Source organism: Candidatus Desulfosporosinus nitrosoreducens (assembly GCF_030954495.1).
Classification (GTDB): Bacteria; Bacillota; Desulfitobacteriia; order Desulfitobacteriales; family Desulfitobacteriaceae; genus Desulfosporosinus; species Desulfosporosinus nitrosoreducens.
This window is the reverse complement of sequence record NZ_JAVHUW010000060.1, coordinates 62812-83039: the sequence shown is the minus strand read 5'-3', so window position 1 is coordinate 83039 and position 20228 is coordinate 62812. Positions and strand designations below refer to the sequence as shown.

At 45.0% G+C, this 20228-nt stretch carries 20 protein-coding genes, 1 tRNA gene and 1 riboswitch; of the genes, 12 read left to right on the top strand and 9 right to left on the bottom strand.

Translation table 11 applies throughout. The features are described from left to right. The first annotated feature begins 78 nt into the window (after positions 1–78). From REC12_RS15025 to REC12_RS15005, 5 genes are all read left to right on the top strand, one after another. Positions 79–1059 carry a DnaJ C-terminal domain-containing protein gene (locus tag REC12_RS15025; protein WP_308895835.1) on the top strand — a complete coding sequence of 327 codons (981 nt, stop codon included), beginning with the start codon at positions 79–81 and terminating at the stop codon, positions 1057–1059. Positions 1060–1108: 49 nt separating this feature from the next. Continuing rightward, positions 1109–3700, top strand: coding sequence for an ATP-dependent chaperone ClpB (gene clpB / locus REC12_RS15020; protein ID WP_308895833.1), 2592 nt, complete (start codon positions 1109–1111; stop codon positions 3698–3700). A 138-nt stretch (positions 3701–3838) separates the two neighbouring features. Beyond that, on the top strand, positions 3839–4240 hold the full coding sequence (gene lpdD, locus REC12_RS15015; RefSeq protein ID WP_308895830.1) for a prenylated flavin chaperone LpdD: 402 nt from the start codon (positions 3839–3841) through the stop codon (positions 4238–4240). Between the two features lie 39 nt (positions 4241–4279). Then, entirely contained in the window at positions 4280–6049 is a 1770-nt protein-coding gene (locus tag REC12_RS15010) for a UbiD family decarboxylase (RefSeq protein ID WP_308895828.1), read from the top strand. 26 nt (positions 6050–6075) lie between these two features. Further along, positions 6076–6468 (top strand): putative signal transducing protein, encoded by a 393-nt coding sequence (locus REC12_RS15005; protein WP_308895826.1) that lies wholly within the window; start codon positions 6076–6078, stop codon positions 6466–6468. Here the strand turns inward: REC12_RS15005 and REC12_RS15000 are convergent. Then, a complete protein-coding gene (locus REC12_RS15000; RefSeq protein WP_308895976.1) occupies positions 6431–7030 on the bottom strand; it encodes a DivIVA domain-containing protein in 600 nt (199 codons plus the stop codon). The two genes, REC12_RS15005 and REC12_RS15000, sit on opposite strands and share 38 nt — an antisense overlap. A gap of 123 nt (positions 7031–7153) precedes the next feature. Here REC12_RS15000 and REC12_RS14995 point away from each other — a divergent pair, with 123 nt between their 5' ends. Next, a complete protein-coding gene (locus tag REC12_RS14995; RefSeq protein ID WP_308895824.1) occupies positions 7154–7363 on the top strand; it encodes a hypothetical protein in 210 nt (69 codons plus the stop codon). Positions 7364–7378: 15 nt separating this feature from the next. Continuing rightward, positions 7379–7576, top strand: a complete 198-nt coding sequence (locus tag REC12_RS14990; protein WP_308895822.1) for a spore coat protein — start codon at positions 7379–7381, stop codon at positions 7574–7576. A gap of 109 nt (positions 7577–7685) precedes the next feature. Here REC12_RS14990 and REC12_RS14985 read toward each other — a convergent pair whose 3' ends face one another. The 7 genes from REC12_RS14985 to REC12_RS14955 form a co-directional block, all read right to left on the bottom strand. Beyond that, entirely contained in the window at positions 7686–8216 is a 531-nt protein-coding gene (locus REC12_RS14985; RefSeq protein ID WP_308895820.1) for a hypothetical protein, read from the bottom strand. Positions 8217–8240: 24 nt separating this feature from the next. Next, positions 8241–8855: a sigma-70 family RNA polymerase sigma factor gene (locus REC12_RS14980; RefSeq protein WP_308895818.1), complete on the bottom strand. Its 615-nt coding sequence runs from the start codon at positions 8853–8855 to the stop codon at positions 8241–8243. 128 nt (positions 8856–8983) lie between these two features. After that, the gene (gene ribH, locus REC12_RS14975; RefSeq protein WP_308895816.1) at positions 8984–9445 is read right to left on the bottom strand and encodes a 6,7-dimethyl-8-ribityllumazine synthase; all 462 of its coding nucleotides are present in this window, start codon (positions 9443–9445) and stop codon (positions 8984–8986) included. 63 nt (positions 9446–9508) lie between these two features. Beyond that, a complete protein-coding gene (locus REC12_RS14970; RefSeq protein ID WP_374214213.1) occupies positions 9509–10711 on the bottom strand; it encodes a bifunctional 3,4-dihydroxy-2-butanone-4-phosphate synthase/GTP cyclohydrolase II in 1203 nt (400 codons plus the stop codon). A 45-nt stretch (positions 10712–10756) separates the two neighbouring features. Then, on the bottom strand, positions 10757–11410 hold the full coding sequence (gene ribE / locus REC12_RS14965) for a riboflavin synthase (RefSeq protein WP_308895813.1): 654 nt from the start codon (positions 11408–11410) through the stop codon (positions 10757–10759). A 25-nt stretch (positions 11411–11435) separates the two neighbouring features. Then, complete coding sequence (ribD, locus tag REC12_RS14960) at positions 11436–12551, bottom strand: bifunctional diaminohydroxyphosphoribosylaminopyrimidine deaminase/5-amino-6-(5-phosphoribosylamino)uracil reductase RibD (RefSeq protein WP_308895811.1); 1116 nt, start codon at positions 12549–12551, stop codon at positions 11436–11438. A gap of 151 nt (positions 12552–12702) precedes the next feature. Next, a riboswitch (FMN riboswitch) is annotated at positions 12703–12816 on the bottom strand. A gap of 51 nt (positions 12817–12867) precedes the next feature. Next, complete coding sequence (locus REC12_RS14955) at positions 12868–13410, bottom strand: GNAT family N-acetyltransferase (protein ID WP_308895810.1); 543 nt, start codon at positions 13408–13410, stop codon at positions 12868–12870. Positions 13411–13627: 217 nt separating this feature from the next. Here REC12_RS14955 and REC12_RS14950 point away from each other — a divergent pair, with 217 nt between their 5' ends. Next, positions 13628–14434, top strand: coding sequence for a methyl-accepting chemotaxis protein (locus REC12_RS14950; RefSeq protein ID WP_308895808.1), 807 nt, complete (start codon positions 13628–13630; stop codon positions 14432–14434). 340 nt (positions 14435–14774) lie between these two features. On the opposite strand, the gene REC12_RS14945 is transcribed toward REC12_RS14950, so the two are convergent. Beyond that, positions 14775–14851 (bottom strand) — tRNA-Pro (locus REC12_RS14945). Positions 14852–15064: 213 nt separating this feature from the next. Between REC12_RS14945 and fakB the strand changes: the two genes are divergently transcribed. From fakB to cooS, 4 genes are all read left to right on the top strand, one after another. Beyond that, entirely contained in the window at positions 15065–15919 is an 855-nt protein-coding gene (fakB, locus tag REC12_RS14940; protein WP_308895806.1) for a fatty acid kinase binding subunit FakB, read from the top strand. Positions 15920–16015: 96 nt separating this feature from the next. Beyond that, a complete protein-coding gene (locus REC12_RS14935; RefSeq protein ID WP_308895804.1) occupies positions 16016–17014 on the top strand; it encodes an NADH:flavin oxidoreductase in 999 nt (332 codons plus the stop codon). 350 nt (positions 17015–17364) lie between these two features. Further along, positions 17365–18132: an ATP-binding protein gene (locus REC12_RS14930; protein ID WP_308895801.1), complete on the top strand. Its 768-nt coding sequence runs from the start codon at positions 17365–17367 to the stop codon at positions 18130–18132. Positions 18133–18193: 61 nt separating this feature from the next. Next, positions 18194–20212: an anaerobic carbon-monoxide dehydrogenase catalytic subunit gene (cooS, locus tag REC12_RS14925; RefSeq protein WP_308895800.1), complete on the top strand. Its 2019-nt coding sequence runs from the start codon at positions 18194–18196 to the stop codon at positions 20210–20212. Positions 20213–20228: the final 16 nt, after the last annotated feature.

Below are 20228 nucleotides of genomic sequence, written 5' to 3'. Positions count from 1 at the left end.
ACAGAGTGACGACTGAATAATTTGCTATAGCCATTAAATCGTAATTAAATCATAAGTATAAACATTTGAGGTGAAACTATGGATTTTAAAGATTATTACCAGAGCCTGGGGGTTTCTCCTGAAGCAGATGAAAAGACTATTAAAAAAGCATACCAAAAGCTGGCCAAGAAATATCATCCCGATGTAAATCCCGGAGATAAATCAGCCGAGGCTAAGTTTAAAGAAGTTACGGAAGCATATCAAGCGATCAGCGATCCTGAGAAGCGGCGGAAGTATGATGAGCTGAGACAGGATTATCAGCAATGGCAAACCCGTGGAGGGCGGGGAGATTTTGATTGGGGGCGTTGGCAGGCCCAGCCCGGGTCCGGGAGCCAGCAGACATATACTATGTCCCCGGAAGACTTTGCCGAAATATTCGGCGGTGGTTCGGCACGCTCCGGAGGATTTCACAGCACGGAAGGCTTTTCGGATTTCTTCTCGACCCTTTTCGGAGGAGGGCAAGGATTCGGCTTTGGCGGAAGTTCTGCAGGGGTAAGGGCCAGAGCCGGACAGGATTTTGAGGTCGAAGTGGAAGTAACCCTGGAAGAGGCTTACCACGGAACCAAACGATTAGTCCGGACCGGGGAAAAACAAATTGAGGCCAAAATTCCCAAAGGCGTACGAACCGGTTCTAAAGTGCGCTTAGCGGGTCAGGGCGGTCCGGGAACTTCCGGAGGACCGGCAGGGAACCTCTATTTAAATATTACGGTCCTTTCGGATACGCGCTTTACTCGTGATGGAGATGACTTGAAAGTAACCCTGCCGGTTAATTTTTATCAAGCAATTATGGGGGGAGAGGTTCGGGTTCAGACTTTCGGCGGTGAAGTCCTGCTCAAAATTCCGCCTTTAACTCAAAGCGGCAAAAAGTTCCGGCTGAAAGGAAAAGGAATGCCTAATCTGGAACATCCCCAGCAGCAGGGGGCGCTTTTAGCGGAATTAGCGATCACCTTACCGGATGACCTGACTCAGCAAGAAATTGCCGCTTTGCGTGAATTAGCTCAAAAACGAGGTATAAGCTAGAAAATTGTCGCTTTAATATCGTGTAAATACTAGAGAGGAGAGTGTAAAAATGTCCTTTGATACCAATCGATTTACTCAAAAGTCCCAGGAAGCTATTGCTGAAGCTCAAGTAATGGCGGAGCGCAATGGCAACGGTCAAGTTGAGCCTGAACATCTTTTGCTCTCTCTTTTGGAGCAGGGAGACGGTGTCGTTCCGCAGGTATTGTCCAAATTAAATCTGGCGGTTGGTGCTCTTATCCAAACTATGCGGCAAGAAATTAATCGTTTCCCGCGGATTAGCGGAGGGAATGTGCAAATTACCATTTCTCCGCGTTTGCGGACCGTGTTAGTTGCGGCCCATGATGAAATGGCTACTTTTGGTGATGATTATGTCAGCACGGAGCATATCCTGCTGGCTATTTTAGAGAAAGCGGGAGGAGCCGCTGAAAAGGCTCTTCGCCAGACCGGCCTGACCCGGGAAAGTCTCCTGCAAGCCTTGCGAGAGGTGAGAGGAACTCAGCGTGTCACAAGTCCTAATCCGGAGGGCACTTATGCTGCTCTCGAACAATATGGGCTTAACTTAGTCGAACAAGCTAAACGTGGTCGCCTTGATCCGGTTATTGGCAGAGATGAAGTGATCCGGCGAGTGATTCAAACCTTATCCAGACGGACTAAAAACAACCCTGTTTTAATTGGAGAGCCGGGTGTTGGCAAGACGGCGATTGTGGAGGGTTTAGCGCAAAGGATTGTGCGTGGAGACGTCCCGGAGGCCATTAAAGGTAAACAGGTTATAGCCCTTGATCTGGGAACCATGATTGCCGGGGCTAAATATCGCGGAGAATTTGAGGAACGTTTGAAAGCGGTGCTCAAAGAGATCAAAGACCGTGAGGATGTTATTCTGTTTATTGATGAATTGCATACCGTTGTCGGTGCGGGAGCAGCCGAAGGAGCTATGGACGCCAGTAATATGCTCAAGCCTATGCTGGCGCGCGGCGAACTAAGCATGCTTGGTGCGACCACTCTCGCCGAATATCGCAAGCATATTGAGAAAGACGCGGCTCTGGAGCGGCGCTTCCAACCAATTATGGTCGATGCGCCAAGTGTCGAAGATACTATTTCCATTTTGCGTGGCCTGAAAGAACGCTATGAGACTCATCACGGGGTCCGCATAACCGATGGAGCCATCATTGCCGCGGCAGTGCTCTCAGACCGCTATATCAGCGATCGATTCCTGCCTGATAAAGCAATTGACTTGATTGATGAAGCTGGGGCAAGAATGCGAATGGAGATTACGAGCGATCCTTATGAGCTTGACCAGATTAAACGCCGGGTTATGCAGCTGGAAATCGAGCGTGAGGCTTTAAAGAAAGAAAAGGATGAGGCCAGCAAAGAGCGTCTGCTTAAAATTGAAGAAGAGCTTGCCAATCTTAAAGAGGAGCGATCCGGATTGGAAGCCCAGCTTCAGGGCGAGCGGGAAATTCTGGCTAAAATTCAGCAGCTTAAAGAAGAAGTGGATCGTTCCCGTACTCTTATGGAACAAGCACAACAGCAATTAGATTATAATAAAGCGGCAGAATTGCAATATGGTATTATTCCCAGCTTAGAGAAAAATTTAAAAAGTGAGGAAGAGAAACTCCAAGCAAAACAAAATTCTTTGCTGAAGCAAGAAGTTGTTGAACAAGATATTGCCGAAATCGTGGCTACTTGGACCCATGTTCCTGTGGCCAAATTGATGGAAAGTGAGATGGAAAAGCTTGTTCAAATGGAGGAGCGCATTCATCAACGAGTAATCGGTCAAGATGAAGCTGTGCGAGCGGTTTCAGACGCAGTGCGGCGGGCACGTGCCGGTCTGCAGGACCCCAATCGTCCTCTCGGGTCTTTCCTCTTCTTAGGGCCCACAGGTGTCGGTAAAACAGAATTAGCCCGCGCTCTGGCTGAGTTCCTTTTCGATGACGAACAAGCTCTGATCCGGATAGATATGTCCGAATATATGGAGAAACACACCGTTGCCCGTCTTATCGGAGCGCCTCCCGGCTATGTGGGGTATGAAGAAGGAGGACAATTAACGGAAGCTGTCCGCCGCAAACCCTATAGTGTCATTCTCTTTGACGAAACAGAGAAAGCCCATAGTGATGTGACCAATGTACTTTTACAGCTTCTCGATGACGGTCGTCTTACAGATGGGCAGGGAAGGGTTGTTAACTTTAAGAATACTGTCGTGATTTTGACGAGCAACATCGCCAGTCCTTTAATTCAAGAAATGTCCCGCCGTAATGCCCCTCAGGAAGAGGTTCGCACAACGATTAATGAGGAACTGCGGCAGCATTTCCGACCGGAATTTCTCAATCGGCTGGATGAAGTTATCGTTTTCCACCCCCTTGACCGCTCCCATATCGGGAAAATTATCGAGATTCAACTGGGCCTCTTGCGCCAGCGCTTGAGTGAACGCAAGATAACCTTAGAATTGACTGAGCGGGCCCTGCAACAGCTTGCCGGCGAAGGGTATGATCCTATTTATGGCGCAAGGCCTCTCAAACGGGTGATTCAGCAGCGCCTCCAGAACCCTGTGGCTCTTAAACTATTGCAAGGTGAGATTAAAGACGGACAAAGGATTTTGGTAGACGTCGACAACGTTACCGGAGATTACAGTATACGCGTTTAAATTATCCTGGACCGTTCGGGGAGACAGCTTTCGTTGTCTCCCCGAACGGTTTAAATATTTTGCCTTAAAAACTTGTCTATAATCAAGGACAAAATGTATAATGAAGCCGAACCATAAAGTTAAGCGGGGGATTTATCCATGTTTTTAGAGAGCCCTATCCATTTAGGCTTTTGGCAATGGCAGGAAGGTGAAGGACGCTGTCAGGTAGTGTTGACCCTGATTGATACCGGTAACGGTGTTCAAGGTCTCTTAACGGGAGGAGAAAAACCTCATGTTGGCGGCACTGTTCTGGCGCTCCCTCGTCCCAGCCTGCGCGGAGAAGGCTGGAGCACAGACGTCTATGTCACGCCCGTTCCGGGACACAAGGACGTCGATGTGGCCCATACAGTCGCTGAATTGCTGGCTAAGAGCCTCTTGGTTCCGGTGACAATTACGGCCGGTATTCACTCCGATCATTTAAATGCCAAGGAATTGGGCGGCATCATTGCAAACTGCAATCTTGTCTCTCAGGAAGCTTTAAAGTTTTTAACCTCACGCTAATATTATCCTTCATTCTGAAATCTTTTTAGAAGGTGAATTATGCATATAAATTTACGTCAATTTATTAATACTCTGCAAAGAGAAAAAGAAATTGTGGAAATTGAAGCCGAAGTTGATCCTTATTTAGAACTGGCTGAGATTCACCGCCGCGTCATCGAGAAGGAAGGGCCGGCTTTATTTTTCAAACGAGTCAAAGGCAGCGATTTTCCGGTTGTCACCAATTTGTTTGGCACTCGCCGCAGAGTTGACTTAGCCATAGGCCCCAAGCCGGAAGAAATTGTTCAACGAGCCGTGTCGGCCCTGAATTATTTGCTCCCTCCGAAGCCTTCCCTGCTTTGGCAAGAGCGCGAGTGGATCATCTCTCTGGCTAAAAGCGGCTTGCGCTGCATAAAACCAGCTAAAGCCCCGGTCTTAGAGATTCAGGAGAAGTCAGTGGATTTAACCCGCCTTCCCGTATTGACAAGTTGGCCGGAAGATGGTGGACCCTTTGTAACCTTGCCTTTGGTTTACACGGAACATCCGAGAACTAAAGAACATAATTTAGGGATGTATCGCATCCAAATTCATACCCCTCAACAAACGGGGATACATTGGCAAATACATAAAGGCGGGGGTTTTCATTACTATGAAGCGGAACAGCTCGCCCAAGACCTCCCAACAACGCTTTTTCTAGGCGGACCGCCGGCTCTGGTTTTATCCGCCATAGCACCTCTGCCCGAAATGTTGCCTGAGTTAATTTTTACTTCCTTCTTAATGGGAGAAAAACTGTCCCGCGTGAATATACCGTCCCATCCCCATGCCCTGATCTCTGAAGCGGAATTTGCCTTATGCGGCAGCGTGCCGGCACGTATTCGCAAGCCTGAGGGGCCTTTCGGCGATCATTATGGCTATTATTCTTTAACCCACGATTTTCCGGTATTTAATGTTCAGGCAGTTTACCATCGCCGGGACGCTATTTATCCGGCTACAGTTGTCGGTAAACCTCGCCAGGAAGATTATTTTATCGGCGAATATTTGCAATCGCTGTTGTCTCCAATGTTTCCCATTGTAATGCCCGGGGTAAAAGCCCTTTGGACTTATGCAGAAACAGGTTTTCATGCTTTGGCTGCGGCTGTAGTCCGGGAAAGTTATCGCAGGGAAGCTTTAGCTCACGCTTTTAGAATTCTGGGAGAAGGGCAGCTCACGTTAACAAAATTCCTGGTGCTTACGGATGTTTCCCTGGATTTAAAAAATTTCCCCAATTTATTGGAGACTGTTCTCGCTCGCTTTGAGCCTGAAACAGATCTTATGATTTTAAATGAAACCTCTATGGACACTTTAGACTACACTGGGCGCAGGCTCAATCACGGCAGCAAGGCCATTATGCTTGGTCTGGGCAGTCCGAAACGCGAGTTGCCTCATCAATTTGAGGGAGAGGAGCTGCCGGGCATGTCCGGAATTAAAGCCTTTTGTGCCGGCTGTCTGCTGTTGGAGGCTCCTCCTTTTAAAGAGGCCCCGGAATTTGCGCAGGAGATTTTGCCTGATTTACGCGGTGAAACCTTCAAAAACTGGCCTCTGGCTGTTTTAGTTGATGACCTTGATTCGGCGCTGGATAGCACCGGCTTTCTCTGGCAAGTTTTTACACGCTTTGATCCTGCTCACGATATTTACGCGGAGAGCGAAATTTGTCAGCATCGCCTGGTATATCATGGCCCCATCTTAATTGACGCCCGCATGAAACCGGATTATCCCGGAGAAGTACTTCCTGATGAGGCGACCAGCAAACTTGTTGACCGGCGTTGGCAAGACTACGGTTTAACGATTGGCTAATATAAGACAAGGAGGGGAGTGAGAACATGATGGAGAAGGAAAATTGGGCTTTCCTTTGCGGTGTAAATAAGGAGCAAGAGGCGGATATTATTGTTGCCCTGTTAGATCAAGAGGGCATTCCATCCCTTAAAAAGTATCCGGAAGCCGGAGGCTTTTTGAAAATAGCTTATGGCTTAACGGCGGGGGTAGATCTTTATGTTCCGCTCCAATTACGAGATAAGGCTCTTGAACTAGTTCAAGAGCCTTTGCAGACAGGGGCGGAAGATAGCGGCGAGCCGGAAAATTCGTTTAGGTTTGAGCAGGAAGAGGAAGAAGAAATTCCTTCCCCCAACTCCTCTAAGTTGATCCTATGGGGGATAGTATTTGCCGTCGTACTGTTGATTATTGGTCGTGCTCTAAGTTCTCGTGGTTCTTGGTGAAAGAAAAATTATCATTTGAAAAATTGCCCTTTTCCAGGCCCTCAAGAGGTTCGACAATTAAGGTTGGAGAATCTCTTAATATTCTTTGCACAATGTCCAGATGCTGAATGCTTTGTTCTACCAGAGCCTGGAGATCGGATTTTTTAGAGGTAAGTTCCCGAATTTGTTCTTCAACGGCAATGACTTTCTGCTTTTTGTCCATAAGCAATAACTCAATTTCAGCTTCTTTTGATTCCGAAATTTGAGTCGCCTCATCAATGAGGGCTTTGCTTTCCGCACGAGCTGATTGGATCAGCTCTTCGGTTTCTTTAGCAGCTTCTTCTTTCATTTGAGTGGAGATTCGCTGCGCATTGAGCAAAGCATCCCGCAAGTCTTTTTCAATGCCCTCATAGTCTTTAAGACGATTGCCCCGCTCCGTATTTTGTTCTTTTAAATTGTTTATCTGAAGACGAAGCTCTTTATTGGCTGCGTTTGCTTCTGATAATTGGCGGTCCATTTCTGCCCATGCTTGATCAACTGCTTCGGGCTCGTAACCACGAATGACTCGCTTGAAATTGGGCATTTCCAAATTTAAAATCCTCCTCTTTGCCTTATAGAAATTTAAGGTTTGTGAATAATTTGAGTGGTTTTTACACATCCTGAAATTGTTATATGGAATTAGTTTCTAAAAAAAGGAGGGACCAAGATGCAACTCAATGAGATGGAAATGAAGAAACTTCTAGATCAAGGAATGTTGACGCGAAGTATTATTGAAAACGAAACAGCCCTGAAAAAGTGCCAAATGTATTATGAAATGGCTAAAGACCCCACTGTAAAAGGATTTTTCAAAGACCAAGCTAAGGGTTTAGAAGACGTAATAGGGTATTTTAAAAAAGGTATAGCTGAAATACAATAAAAAGGAGGCTTTGGCATGAGTCAATTCACAGATTTGGATATGCTCTATGATTATGAAAAAGACGCCGCAACTGCCGCCATGGGTTATATGACCCTAGCAACCCGGGCTCATCATGGCGATCTCAGAAATATCTACTTACGTTTAGCTAACGAAGCCACCAATGCACATAGTAAAGTCAGCAAATTAATTAATCAAAACGGTGGCATCGCCTAAACAGATCTTATTGCGAAATAAAAGGCTGTAACAAACTTTTCCAATTGTTACAGCCCATTTTATTACGAAATTTACAATATTTCAAGATTTATTCCTTAATCCCTAAAATCTATTGCCACCATCCTGGAGTCATGCCTGTGGAGATTTGAGTAAACGTATAAATTGTAGCCTCGTTAACACGAAATAATTGTTGTCCAAAACGAACGATCCCCTTGTCCGGATAGTATTGCAAGGCGTAATCTTCTTCATCATGATATTTTGAGGATGCTCTATGGAGTGTGAAATATTCAATCTTGAGATTATCTAATGTATTGGCAGGAATCTCAGAAGAAGAAAGAGGAGTTGATCTTTGCAAATTGTGCATTAACTCACTGATTTTCCCTTTGTTTGCGTAATAATAAGGGTGAAAGGGATCGTCAGAATTAAGCAGCCCGATCATTGTGATGGAGTGAGGGTGAAGCTCCCGATTGGCGACATTAAGGGTACTGAAAGGGTCGAGCCAGCTTTCCTCATAGCAAGGGGGTCCCATTATTATTGCGAAAAGAAGGATAATTCCCCCCAGACTGACAGCTAATTTATGATGTTTTAATTTTGAGAGGCGCATTCGCCAGGAAAAAACGAAACTGGAAAACGAAAGCATCAATACCTCCTCCAAGTGGTTGATTTAGCCAGCCATTTGTCGAGATCGATAGAGTACTGTTTTGCGCCGTATGCGTTGGATAGCATTGTCCAGAGATTTAGGATGAAGCCCTAGTTGTTCCGACACTTCCCGCTGTTTAAAGCCTTGAAGAAAATAATGTTCAAAGACCAGACGCTCAAGATTGGAAAGGTCTTGGTTTAAATCGTTAATAATTGAACGGGCTTCTTCATTGGCGATAACCGCCGTAGCAGGGTCCTCAGCATTGGGTAGCAGGGAAATAAAGCTCGTTTCCTCGGACTCTGAAACAACATTGTTGAGAGAGTAAGCGTTGTTGAGATTAACGTGTTTATTGCGGGTATATTTGCGAATGCTATCGATTAATTTGCGTTTCACAACCATTCTTAAAAAATGAAGGAAAGGGATAGCCATACCCTCATCATAATCTAAAACAGCCCTATAAATGGCGATTCGTCCTTCTTGGATAAGATCTTCATAGTCGGCTCGCGGTAAAAAGTATTTACAGGCGATCATTCGGACTTCAGGTTCATAATATTCGATCAGTTGGTTCAATGCCTCTTTATTACCTGAGCGCGCTGCCTCAAGCATCGATATCTCAATGGCCTTTTCTTTGCCAGACATGGCACTCAACTCCTTGCCAAAAATTTGTCATGATCCCTCTTCATGAGTCTAATAAAGATCGACCGTTTTGACAAGGAGTTTTTAGTGGACAATCATCCAGATCTTGTTAAAAAGCTTCAAAAGTTAATTTAAAAAGATTTTAATAAATTTGCTGTTTCAATAGCAGTCATTGCCGCATCAAAACCTTTGTTTCCTGCTTTTGTTCCCGCCCGTTCAATAGCTTGTTCGATGCTATCTGTGGATAATACGCCAAAGATAACGGGAATTCCGCTTTGTAAACCGACCTGAGCAATCCCCTTACTGACTTCGTTACTGACTAAGTCAAAATGAGGAGTTGCGCCGCGAATGACCGCCCCCAAACAGATTACGGCGTCGTACTTTTTGGAGTTGGCCATAGTTTGCGCTACAAGGGGAATTTCAAAAGCTCCCGGGACCCAAGCCAGCTCAATATTTTCCTCCAGGGCGCCATGACGGCGTAGGGCATCCAGAGCACCGCTTACGAGTTTGCTTGTGATAAATTCATTGAAACGGGCAGCGATAATACCAATTTTGAGTTCCTGAGCCAGTAAATTTCCTTCTAATGTTTTCATAAGTTTGTGACGCCCTTTCTTCTTAAAAAATCCTTCTTGAAAATATAACAGTACAGAAATTAATTATTGGACAGCAGATAAATAATGGCCTAATTTGGTTTTCTTGGTGCAGAGATATCTTGAGTTTTCGGGCTTCGAAGGAATTTCCACAGCAACTCGTTCTACAACATTCAGGCCGTATCCTTCGAGTCCAACAATTTTGCGTGGATTATTAGTCATTAAACGAACTTTAGAAATGCCGAGGTCGGCTAAAATCTGAGCACCAACGCCGTAATCCCGCAGGTCTTCGGGAAAGCCTAAAGCCAGATTTGCCTCGACAGTATCTTTTCCTTCTTCTTGAAGTTTGTAAGCTCTAAGCTTGTTTAAGAGACCAATTCCGCGGCCTTCCTGCCGCATGTAAAGCAAAACGCCGCGCCCTTCATGTTCGATTTCTTCTAAAGCAGCGACAAGCTGGTCGCCGCAATCACAGCGGCGGGAATGGAATACATCTCCGGTGAGGCATTCCGAGTGAACCCGCACCAATACCGGCTCTCCGTCGTTGACGGTTCCTTTGACTAAAGCTAAATGTTCTTTTTGATCGACAATACTGAGATAGCCCACGGCGCGGAAATCGCCAAAATCAGTCGGGAGGTGGATCGTTTCTCCCCGTTCAATAAGCTTCTCGGACTGACGCCGGTAAGCAATGAGGTCTTTAAGAGTTACAATTTTTAAATTATGTTTTTGCACGAAGAGCTGTAAATCCGGTACCCGGGCCATGGTCCCATTTTCATTCATAATCTCACAAATAACGCCTGCCGGCTTCATTCCGGCAAGTCGCGCCAGATCTACGGCTCCTTCAGTGTGGCCGGCGCGGACCAATACTCCGCCTTCTCGGGCCTGCAGAGGGAAGATATGACCGGGACGGTGCAAGTCGCTGGGTACACTGTTAGGGTCCATAAGAACTTTTACGGTTTGAGCCCGTTCAAAGGCCGAAATTCCCGTTGAACTGTCGGAGGAATCCACACTGACTGTAAAAGCAGTTCCATGGGGATCTGTGTTTTGAGTGACCATGGGTTCGAGTTCTAAGGCTTGAATTCGTTCTTTGGTCATGGGCACGCAAATAAGTCCTCGGCCATAAGTAGCCATAAAATTAATAGCTTCAGGGGTTGCCATTTCAGCGGCCATGACTAAGTCCCCTTCGTTCTCCCGGTCTTCGTCATCCACCATGACGATCATCTTACCTTGCCGGATATCGGCGATAGCTTCCTCAATTGTATTAAATGGCATGATCATTCACTCCTTTGAAATTAATGTTGAATAAGTTTACAATTTCTAAACAAAACCGTGTTCGGTTAGAAAAGCTAAAGAAAGGTCTTCTTGGGAATCGTGAGTTGAAAGTTTATGTCCCATAAATCGGGCAACGTATTTTCCGATCAAATCTGTTTCTAAATTAACGCTTGAACCTACTTTTTTTAGTCCCAGGGTTGTTTCCTCAAAGGTGTGAGGGATTAAGGAAACCGTAAAATAATCTTCTTCGACATCAATAACGGTTAGAGAAATTCCGTCGATAGCAATAGAGCCTTTAGGCAGGACAAAAGAAAGGAGAGGAGAGGGAGCACTGATTTCCAAAACTTGAGCAATACCCCAAGGAGTTATCCTGCGTATACGTCCAACCCCGTCCACATGCCCGCTAACTAAATGTCCCCCAAGACGGGTCTTGAGCTGTAATGCTCGCTCTAAATTAACCTGATTGCCATTCTTCAAGTCGCCAAGGTTTGTTTTAGCCAGAGTTTCAGCCATAACATCGACGGTAAATTCATTGCCATTTTGCTGGACAACGGTCAGACAGACTCCATTAACCGCTATACTATCTCCCAATTGTGTATCCTCGAGGACTTTTTTTCCTTGAAGAGTTAGTTTTCCTGAATCTGGCAAAAGGCGAAGAGCGCGGACAATACCTAGTTCTTCAACAATTCCGGTAAACACTTGAATCCTCCTTTAAAGCAGCGCTTTAATCATGTCGGAAATATCCGGTTACATGAATATCCCCTGAATTTTTATCGACAGATAGATCATAAAGTTCAATGGCCTCATTCATGCGCTGAATATGCAGTCCGCTGAGAGGGGAAGGGCCGCTTCCGCCGACTAATTTAGGTGCAATAAAGCAATCCAGTTTATCGATACACTGTTCCTGGATGAGGGCGCCGGCCAGCCGGCCTCCGCCTTCCAGCAAAACGCTTATCCACCCTCGCTGCACCAGATCTTGCAGCATCTTTTTCAGCGGAACATGCCGTGACGTGTTGTATTGCCAGATTTCTACCTGTTCAAGCTTTTTAAGCCGCTCAAGCTTATCGGAGGGTGCTGCCTTTGTTGTGGCAATAATGCAGGGACTGGATGGGGAGGAGGTCAGGACGTGCGAGCTTTCAGGCAGACGCAATTCTCCGTCAACAACAAGACGAACCGGATCTCGTCCGCCAGGCAAGCGGCAGGTTAGTGCAGGATTGTCGCGGAGAACAGTTTCACTCCCTACGAGAATAACGTCGTAATAGTCGCGCAATTGATGGACGTAACGACGTGATGTTTCATTGCTTACCCAGCGGGAATCGCCGCTTTCGGTAGCAATCTTTCCATCTAAGGTCATAGCCGTTTTATAAACTACAAAAGGCAAATTCGCAGTCATTGTTTTGCAGAATGCCTCATTCAGTGTGGCTGCCTCATGATGTAAAATCCCAACGTCAACTTGAATTCCGGCTTCACGCAATCGCTCTATGCCCCGACCGGATACTAAGGGATTGGGATCTTCCATAGCGATAACAACTCGCTGAATGCCGGCGCGTATCAAGGCGTCGGCACAGGGTGGAGTTCGCCCAAAGTGTGAGCAAGGTTCCAGAGTAACATAGGCCGTTGCCCCAAAGGCTTGGTCCTGAGCGGCTTTTAAAGCGTGGACTTCAGCATGAGGCGTTCCCGCTTTCTGGTGGTATCCTTCGCCAATTATTTGGCCGTTTTTGACAAGAACGCAGCCTACGATTGGGTTAGGGCTTGTTCTGCCCCTGGCTCGGCCGGCTAGTTCCAAAGCTTTGCGCATAAATTGTTCATCCGTAAATTTCAGAGAAGTTTCTTCGTTCATAAGAATCCTTTCTTAACGGCGTTATTTATTGTCTCCCAAAAAGCGTAAAAATCTCTATAACAAATAAAAAGGCAAATAAAAAACACCCGCCTATCCTTGGGTGTCGAATCAAAAGTCATAGTTAAAAAAGCGCAGAAAAACGCATCCTTATCCATTCCTCTTCTCATCCAGACTTTACTGTCGGCCCCGGAATTTCACCGGATCTGCCAGAAGGCTCGCGGGCTTTACCGCCGATAGGGAATTTCACCCAACCCCAGAGGATATTATCATTATTAAATTTAACTATAGTTTACTCCAGGCCGTTTGATTTGGCAACCTATAATTTCCCGTGCAGAGACAGGAACTCATGACGCAATAAGCCCATGAGTATGGCATCATGATAATTTCCTAAGACAAAACGAGCTTCGCGCTGGCGGCCTTCGACTTTAAAACCTACTTTTTCGTAAGCTCTGATAGCTCGAAGATTTTCATCCCAAGTGTCCAGGGAGATTCTATGAAAATTCCACTGGGTAAAAAGAAAGCGCGCAAAGGTAATAAGGGCATCAGTCCCATAACCTTGATTCCAGCATGTTTTATCGCCTAAAACGACGAAAAGAGTTGCCGAGCGGCTGGGAACATTGATTTCCTTAAAACCTATTGTCCCGATTAAAGAATCCTTTTCGTTTAAAATGGCGTACCTGTAACTATCCGGTTGACTGTCCAGATATTTTTCGGCTAGTTGATCTTTGGTTTGCAGGGAATTTAGCGGCCAAGCGCCGCTGGACCAATAGTTAACTTCTTCATCAGTTGTCCACTGATATAAAAGGTCAATATCATCTTCTTCTATAGGACGAATCCTGATACGTTTACCTTTCAGCATTTTTGGCTCCTTTTACTCTCTATTAAAATTAAAATAATATCTATTTTATCATGTGTCTGAAACAAGTGCAGCTTAAAGAAAATCTTGCGAAATCAGAACAATTAAAGAAAAAAACATAGTTTAAAGCCAAACAGTTGATTTTAACGCTAAAGCATACTAGAATGTCAGTAAATATTAAAATTAATCTTTATTTTATAATAATCGGAGGTCATTTAAATTGAAACTTAATTCTTATTTGGAAATCGTTGGTGAATTACAGGACCTCTTTGATACAGAAACAGCGATTACTTTAATGGATACCGAAAAGGTGCTGGCGGCATGTCCCGGACCACGTCTAAACTTAAACCTAACAGCCGGAGATTTAATACCTAAAAATACGGCAACTGAAGAAGCCCTTCGCACAGGCAGCCGCATTGTAAAACGTATTCCCAAAGAAGTTTTGGGTATTCCTTATGTTGGCATAGCTCATCCTATCCGGGAAAATGGCACGATTGTTGGATGCATTACCGTAAGTATTTCAACCGAACATTACGATAACTTACTTAAGGCCGGGCAGGAGATTCTTGCTGCGGTGGAGGAAATTTCGGCAATTTCAGAAAACCTTACAGCCGCCTCGGAGGAGCTGGCAGCAACTACGAAAGCTATGATTGATGAGACGGATAAGGTTATGGAGGAAGTTGAGCATACCAATAAAGTAACAGTTAAGATTAATAAGATCTCAGCTCAGAGTAATATTCTGGGTATTAATTCATCGATTGAAGCAGCTCGTGCCGGAGAGCATGGCAAAGGATTTTCTGTGGTTGCCGATGAGATAAGAAAGTTGGCCGAGTCAACTAAGATCTCAACGAATGAAATTGAGTCGGATCTTAATGGTGTACGAATTTCCGTTAATAATTTGGTGGAATCAGTGAAACAATTGAGCGGAGTCACTGATTCTCAAGCAACTGCAGCGACGGAACTTACAAATGCTTTAGTGCAAATTACCCAAATGGCAGAAAAACTTGTGATGATGGGCAATCTATAGGTTTGTTCAAGGTTGCGCACTTAACTTTAGCCTTATTCAGGGATATGCTCTGATAGGCCCTCATCAGAAAACGGTGGGGGTTTTTATTATCCAACTTTAACAAAGCTGTGAGCTTTTTTCGGCGCTTAGAAAGTGATTGTTCCTTGGCAAAAGTACAAAATGTTTCCATACATAAAAACGATCGCCAGTATATCGATTTCCTATCGACAAGTCAGTGAAACCATGATAGTCTTTTTATATCATATCACAATAATTTCAAATCATGTGCATATCAATTTTAAAAGTTAAAAACATAAAAATAAAAAAGGCTTCCTTTTCCAAGAAAACCTTCACTCTACAATGGTCGGGGCGACGGGATTCGAACCCACGGCCTCTTGGTCCCGAACCAAGCGCGCTACCAAACTGCGCTACGCCCCGCTTTCTGTTCGTCAGAACGAATATTATAATAACAAACCATGTTAATCCTGTCAACCTTTATTCCAAAGAAGAGCAACTATCTCAACAGTCAGGGAGCAATTTTGCTTCTTGATTAGGCTGTTGACAGAATTGCTAGCCCCAATATTTTAGGATATACTGGAGACAGATGCAATTGACAGATAATTTAGGCTTTTGTTTGAGGAGAGAAAAGATTTGAGAAAAATAGGAATCGTTATGGATTCTACCGGATATCTGACCCGTGATATCCTGCAGCAATTCCAGATTCTTGTCGTATCCCTCGCTGTTACTGTCGGGACTGAAACGTATCCTGAAACAGAGTTGTCAAATAAGCAATATTTTGAAAAGCTTAAAAGGATAAACGGCTTATCAACAACGTCACAGCCTTCTGTCGGGGCTTTTCTTGAAGCTTATGAATCCCTGTTTTCTCAAGGCGTAGAGGAGATTATTAGTCTTCATCTTTCCAGTTCTATAAGCGGAACATTGCGGTCAGCCCAAATGGCAATCAACTTGGCTTTAGATAAGAAAATCTATAGTTTTGATTCCCAATCATCGGCCCTGGGCCTTGGCGTTTTAGCCTGGGCTGCAGCGGAGTGGGCGGAACAGGGGTTAAGTGCCTCGGAAATCATGGCAAATCTAAAAATTTTAAAAGAACAGACAGAATTATATTTTGTTGTCAATACTCTGGAGAATTTGCGTAAAGGTGGAAGGATAGGCGGTGCTGCGGCACTATTGGGTACTTTGCTTCAGATAAAACCAATTCTCTACTTTAATCAACAGGGGGAGATAGATGTCTTTGATAAAGTGCGATCTCGCCCAAGAGCATGGCAGCGGGTCCTGGAAATGTTAACAAGAGCCATCTCCAGCGGAAAACGTTTTCGCATTTGTGTGATGCATGTCAACATCCCGGATGAAGGGGAAGCACTTCTTAGGGAGTTGAAGTCTCGTTTTCCTGAACATGATATTCGCTTGTTTGAAGCGGGGGCCGTAATTGCCACTCATGTCGGGACGGGAGCGTTTGGTCTGGTCTTTCATCCTTGGCCGCTATAGTACTGGCTCTTACATTAAAATAGTAAAAGTTCTTTTTCTTAAAGCCTATTCTAAGGGTTCAATTGGAATTAAATGGAATATTGGGAGGATTGGGGCATGTCTTATTTACTGAAACCCCTTCATATTGGAGCTCTCGAACTTAGAAATCGTTTGGTCATGCCGCCGATGGCTACCGCAAAAGCTTCTCCGCAAGGGGAGGTAAACCAGGCACTTTTAGATTATTATGCTGAAAAGTCTCAAGGGGGATATATTTCCCTGATCATTATTGAACATAGTTTTATTCATGAAACAGGAAAAGCCAGCGCTGGTCAATTGTCGTCTGCTTCTGACCGTATGATTGACGGATTACGCGCTTTAGCAAAAAAAATTCACCAAAATGGTTCTAAAACTGTGCTGCAAATAAATCATGCCGGAAGCTCAGCCGGCGAAGACATTATTGGAACGACACCGGTAGGTCCTTCAGCCGTTGTGAACCCCCGTAAAGGTGGAGACAGTTTGCCGCGGGAACTTACTCGCCCGGAGATCAATCAAGTGGTTCAATATTTTCAGGATGCCGCTCGAAGGAGCAAAGAGGCGGGTTTTGACGGAGTTGAAATTCACTCGGCTCACGGTTATCTTCTCAATCAATTCTTTTCTCCGCTTACGAATCGGCGGACCGACGAGTATGGCGGAAATGTTCATAACCGTATTCGCATACACCTCGAAATCATTGAAGCGGTTCGCGGAGTGGTTGGACAAGACTTCCCGGTGCTCTTGCGCCTGGGAGCCTGCGATTATAGGGAAGGTGGAGTAACTAGCGAAGACAGCCTCATCGCGGCTAAAGAATTTGCCAAGGCCGGGATTGACTGTCTGGATGTTTCGGGGGGATTTTCCGGTTATCAGGTTCCCGGACTCAGTGGGCAAGGTTATTTCGCTCCCTTAACGGAGGCCTTAAAAAGGGTTATAACAATCCCCGTAATTCTAACAGGCGGGATTACCGATTCTTTTGCTGCGGAGCAATTATTAACAGAAGGAAAAGCCGATTTAATTGGCGTTGGCAGGGCAATTCTGGCTGATTCCCAGTGGGCTGAACGGGCAATAAAAAGCGGCGTTTGAACAAGAGATCTTTTTGAGTTTGAAAATTCGGAGGTGCTTAATATTTATTCCAAAGATAGGAATAATGACTTTTTTAGCGAATAATATCAAAGGTCAATTAATTACAAATTTTTATGCATATGGCCAAAAAATGAAAAAAAGATTTAACAGAATATTCATATTTACAGAAAATTAAAATAGATAACAATATTCTGATCGGGAAAAAATAAACTTATTAATAAAAATAATGGTAATTTTAAAATAAATTCAGAAATTTTGCAGGATTAGTCAAAGAAAAAAAGAATATATCTATAATACCAAAACAGTCTCCGATATGTCGCTAAATTGCATCACAAAGGAGTTGAAGAGTTTTGAAAATCGCAATCTCCGGTAAAGGTGGTGTCGGAAAAACTACCTTTACTGCAAATTTCGCTCGTTGGTTAGTACAAAAAGGAGCTACAGTTTTAGCAGTTGACGCAGACCCGGATGCAAGCTTGGGGACAATATTGGGAATTTCAGACGATGTGCTGACAGATTTGAAGCCAATCGTCGATATGAAGGAGCTTATTGAGGAACGTATGGGGGGAAGCGGCGCTTTTTATCCGCTTAACCCTAACGTTGATGACATTTTAGATGATTACAGTGTATCTGTCGGCCAACTCCGCTTTTTTCGAATGGGTAATATCAAGGGAGGAGGAACCTCTTGCTATTGCAAAGAAAACAGTTTTCTGCAAGCATTGGTAAACTCCTTGATCTTAGGGGAGAAAGACACCGTAATATTGGATATGGGAGCAGGTATTGAGCAATTGACCCGGGGCACTGCTTTGGGTGTTGATGTTTTAGTGATTATTACGGAACCCTCCAAAGTCAGCGTTCAAACGGTTCAGGTTATTCAACAGCTTGCCAAAGAGCTTGGTATTCCCCGCGTCGTCGTTATCGGCAATAAAGTCCGTAATTTAAACGATGAAAAGTTTCTTAGAGACCGCTTTTCTTCAGAACAGCTTATTGGCATCATCCCTTACAGCGACGAACTGTTGGAAATGTCCATTAATACAGGCAGTGAAGTATTGCCTGAGGGGTCTCTGGGAGTTCAGCTCAATAAAATTTACGGGAAAATAATCGAGGAAGGAGATGACTGAGGCTTTCTTTTGTAGCAATAAGAATATGAGAAGGGGATCTTAATAAAGAGGAGGTTGTAACATGCCTAGATATCGGGATTTAACCCATACTGCCCGACCATCGGATGCACCGCGAGTTGTTGATCCTAAAAATCCTGTTCGTACGACAGACCCGGGTACCTTGCAAATGTTAAAAATGTTGGAAGGTAAAAATATTGAAACGGTGTATGACCGTGTCGTTGCTCAACAGCCGCAGTGTACTTTTGGCTATAAAGGTGTATGCTGTAGAATTTGTATTGCCGGCCCTTGTCGAGTGAAAAAAGATGAAGGCCCCGGCAGCCGGGGGATTTGTGGAGCATCTGCCTATACCATTGTCTCTCGTAATCTTGTACGCCTAATCGCCGGAGGAACTGCATCTCACTCAGAGCATGCGCGCCATGTTCTGCATACGGCACATGCCATGGTAGAAGGTCACGCTCCGGATTACGAAATTAAGTCACCGGCCAAACTTCATAAACTCGCGCAGAAGCTGGGAATTTCCACAATTGACCGTGAAGACAAGGAAATTCTCCGCGAGGTCGTTGAGCTGGGTTATGCCGACTTTGGCCGTTATCAAGATCGTCCGCTGGCTTTTCTGGATTCTTTTTTGACGGAAGGACGCCGTAAAAAATTCTTGCACACGAACGTAATGCCTAAAGCAATTGACGGCACAGTGACTGAGTTAATCGCTCAAACAGCCATGGGAGTTGACAATGATCCCGTCAATATTATTTTCGGAGGTCTTAAAGCTGCACTGGCTGATTTGGGCGGAGAATATATCGGAACTAATTTAAGCGACGTTTTATTTGGAATCCCTGAACCCATTGTTTCTGAAGCGAATCTCGGTGTTATTGATCCCAAAATGGTAAATATCGCCGTTCACGGACATAACCCTGTCTTGAGTGAAATGGTGGTTGCCGCAGCTCGGAAGATGAAAGCGGAAGCTCAAAAAGTTGGCGCCGAAGGAATCAATATTGTTGGAATTTGCTGTACCGGTAATGAGCTGCTCATGAGAGAAGGAGTTTATTTGGCAACTTCCTCCGCATCCCAGGAAATGGCGATTATGACCGGCGCTTTAGATGCGATGGTTGTTGATATTCAATGTATTTATCCCTCCGTACAAACCGCTGCGGAATGTTTCCACACAAAAGTGATAACAACTGAAGCGATCATGAAAACTCCCGGGGCTCAGCATGTTGCCTTTAAAACCGAAACCGCAATGGAAGATGCCCAGAAGCTTGTTAGTATTGCGATTGAAGCATACAAACATCGTGATCCGAAGAAAATCTCCATTCCTTCGGAACGGCATAAGCTGGTTGCCGGTTTCAGTATCGAAGCGCTTACCGAAATCTTCGCCAAGATTTGCCCCGAACGGCCAATTTCCGTGTTAACAGATGCCATTTTAAGCGGACAACTTAAGGGAGTTGCTTTGATGGCCGGTTGCAACAACCTCAAGCGGATTCAGGATGAAGGGCATGTTGCCGTTTTAAAAGAACTTGTCAAAAATGACGTTTTCGTGATTGCAACAGGTTGCTCCGCTGGCGCCTATGCAAAATTTGGCCTGATGTCGCCTCTGGCGGTGGATGCCTATGCCGGAGAAGGACTTAAATCTTTCCTTAAAACTCTGGAACAAGCCAATCCGCAACTTTCCACCGGTTTACCGCTGGTCTTCCACGTGGGTTCCTGTGTGGACAACAGCCGCGGTATCGATTTAGCCATGGCTATGGCCAACGAACTCGGCGTCGATGTTCCCAAAGTACCGTTTGTGGCTTCCGCCCCTGAAGCCATGCATGAAAAGGCAGTCGCGATTGGTACTTGGGCTGTCACCATGGGCTTACCGACTCATGTCGGCTCTCTGCCGCCGCTTGAAGGCAGTGACCTTGTCTATGGCATTGCAACTCAAATTGCCCACGATGTCTTTGGCGGAAACTTTATTTTTGAAGTAGATCCGGTTATTGGTGCCCAAAAACTTCTCGATGCTTTGGAGTACCGGACCTGGAAACTCGGCGTTCATAAAAAGACGGCCGAAAAAAATGAAACCTCATTAGCCCAAGGCTGGTAAGAAAGGAGGAATGTTT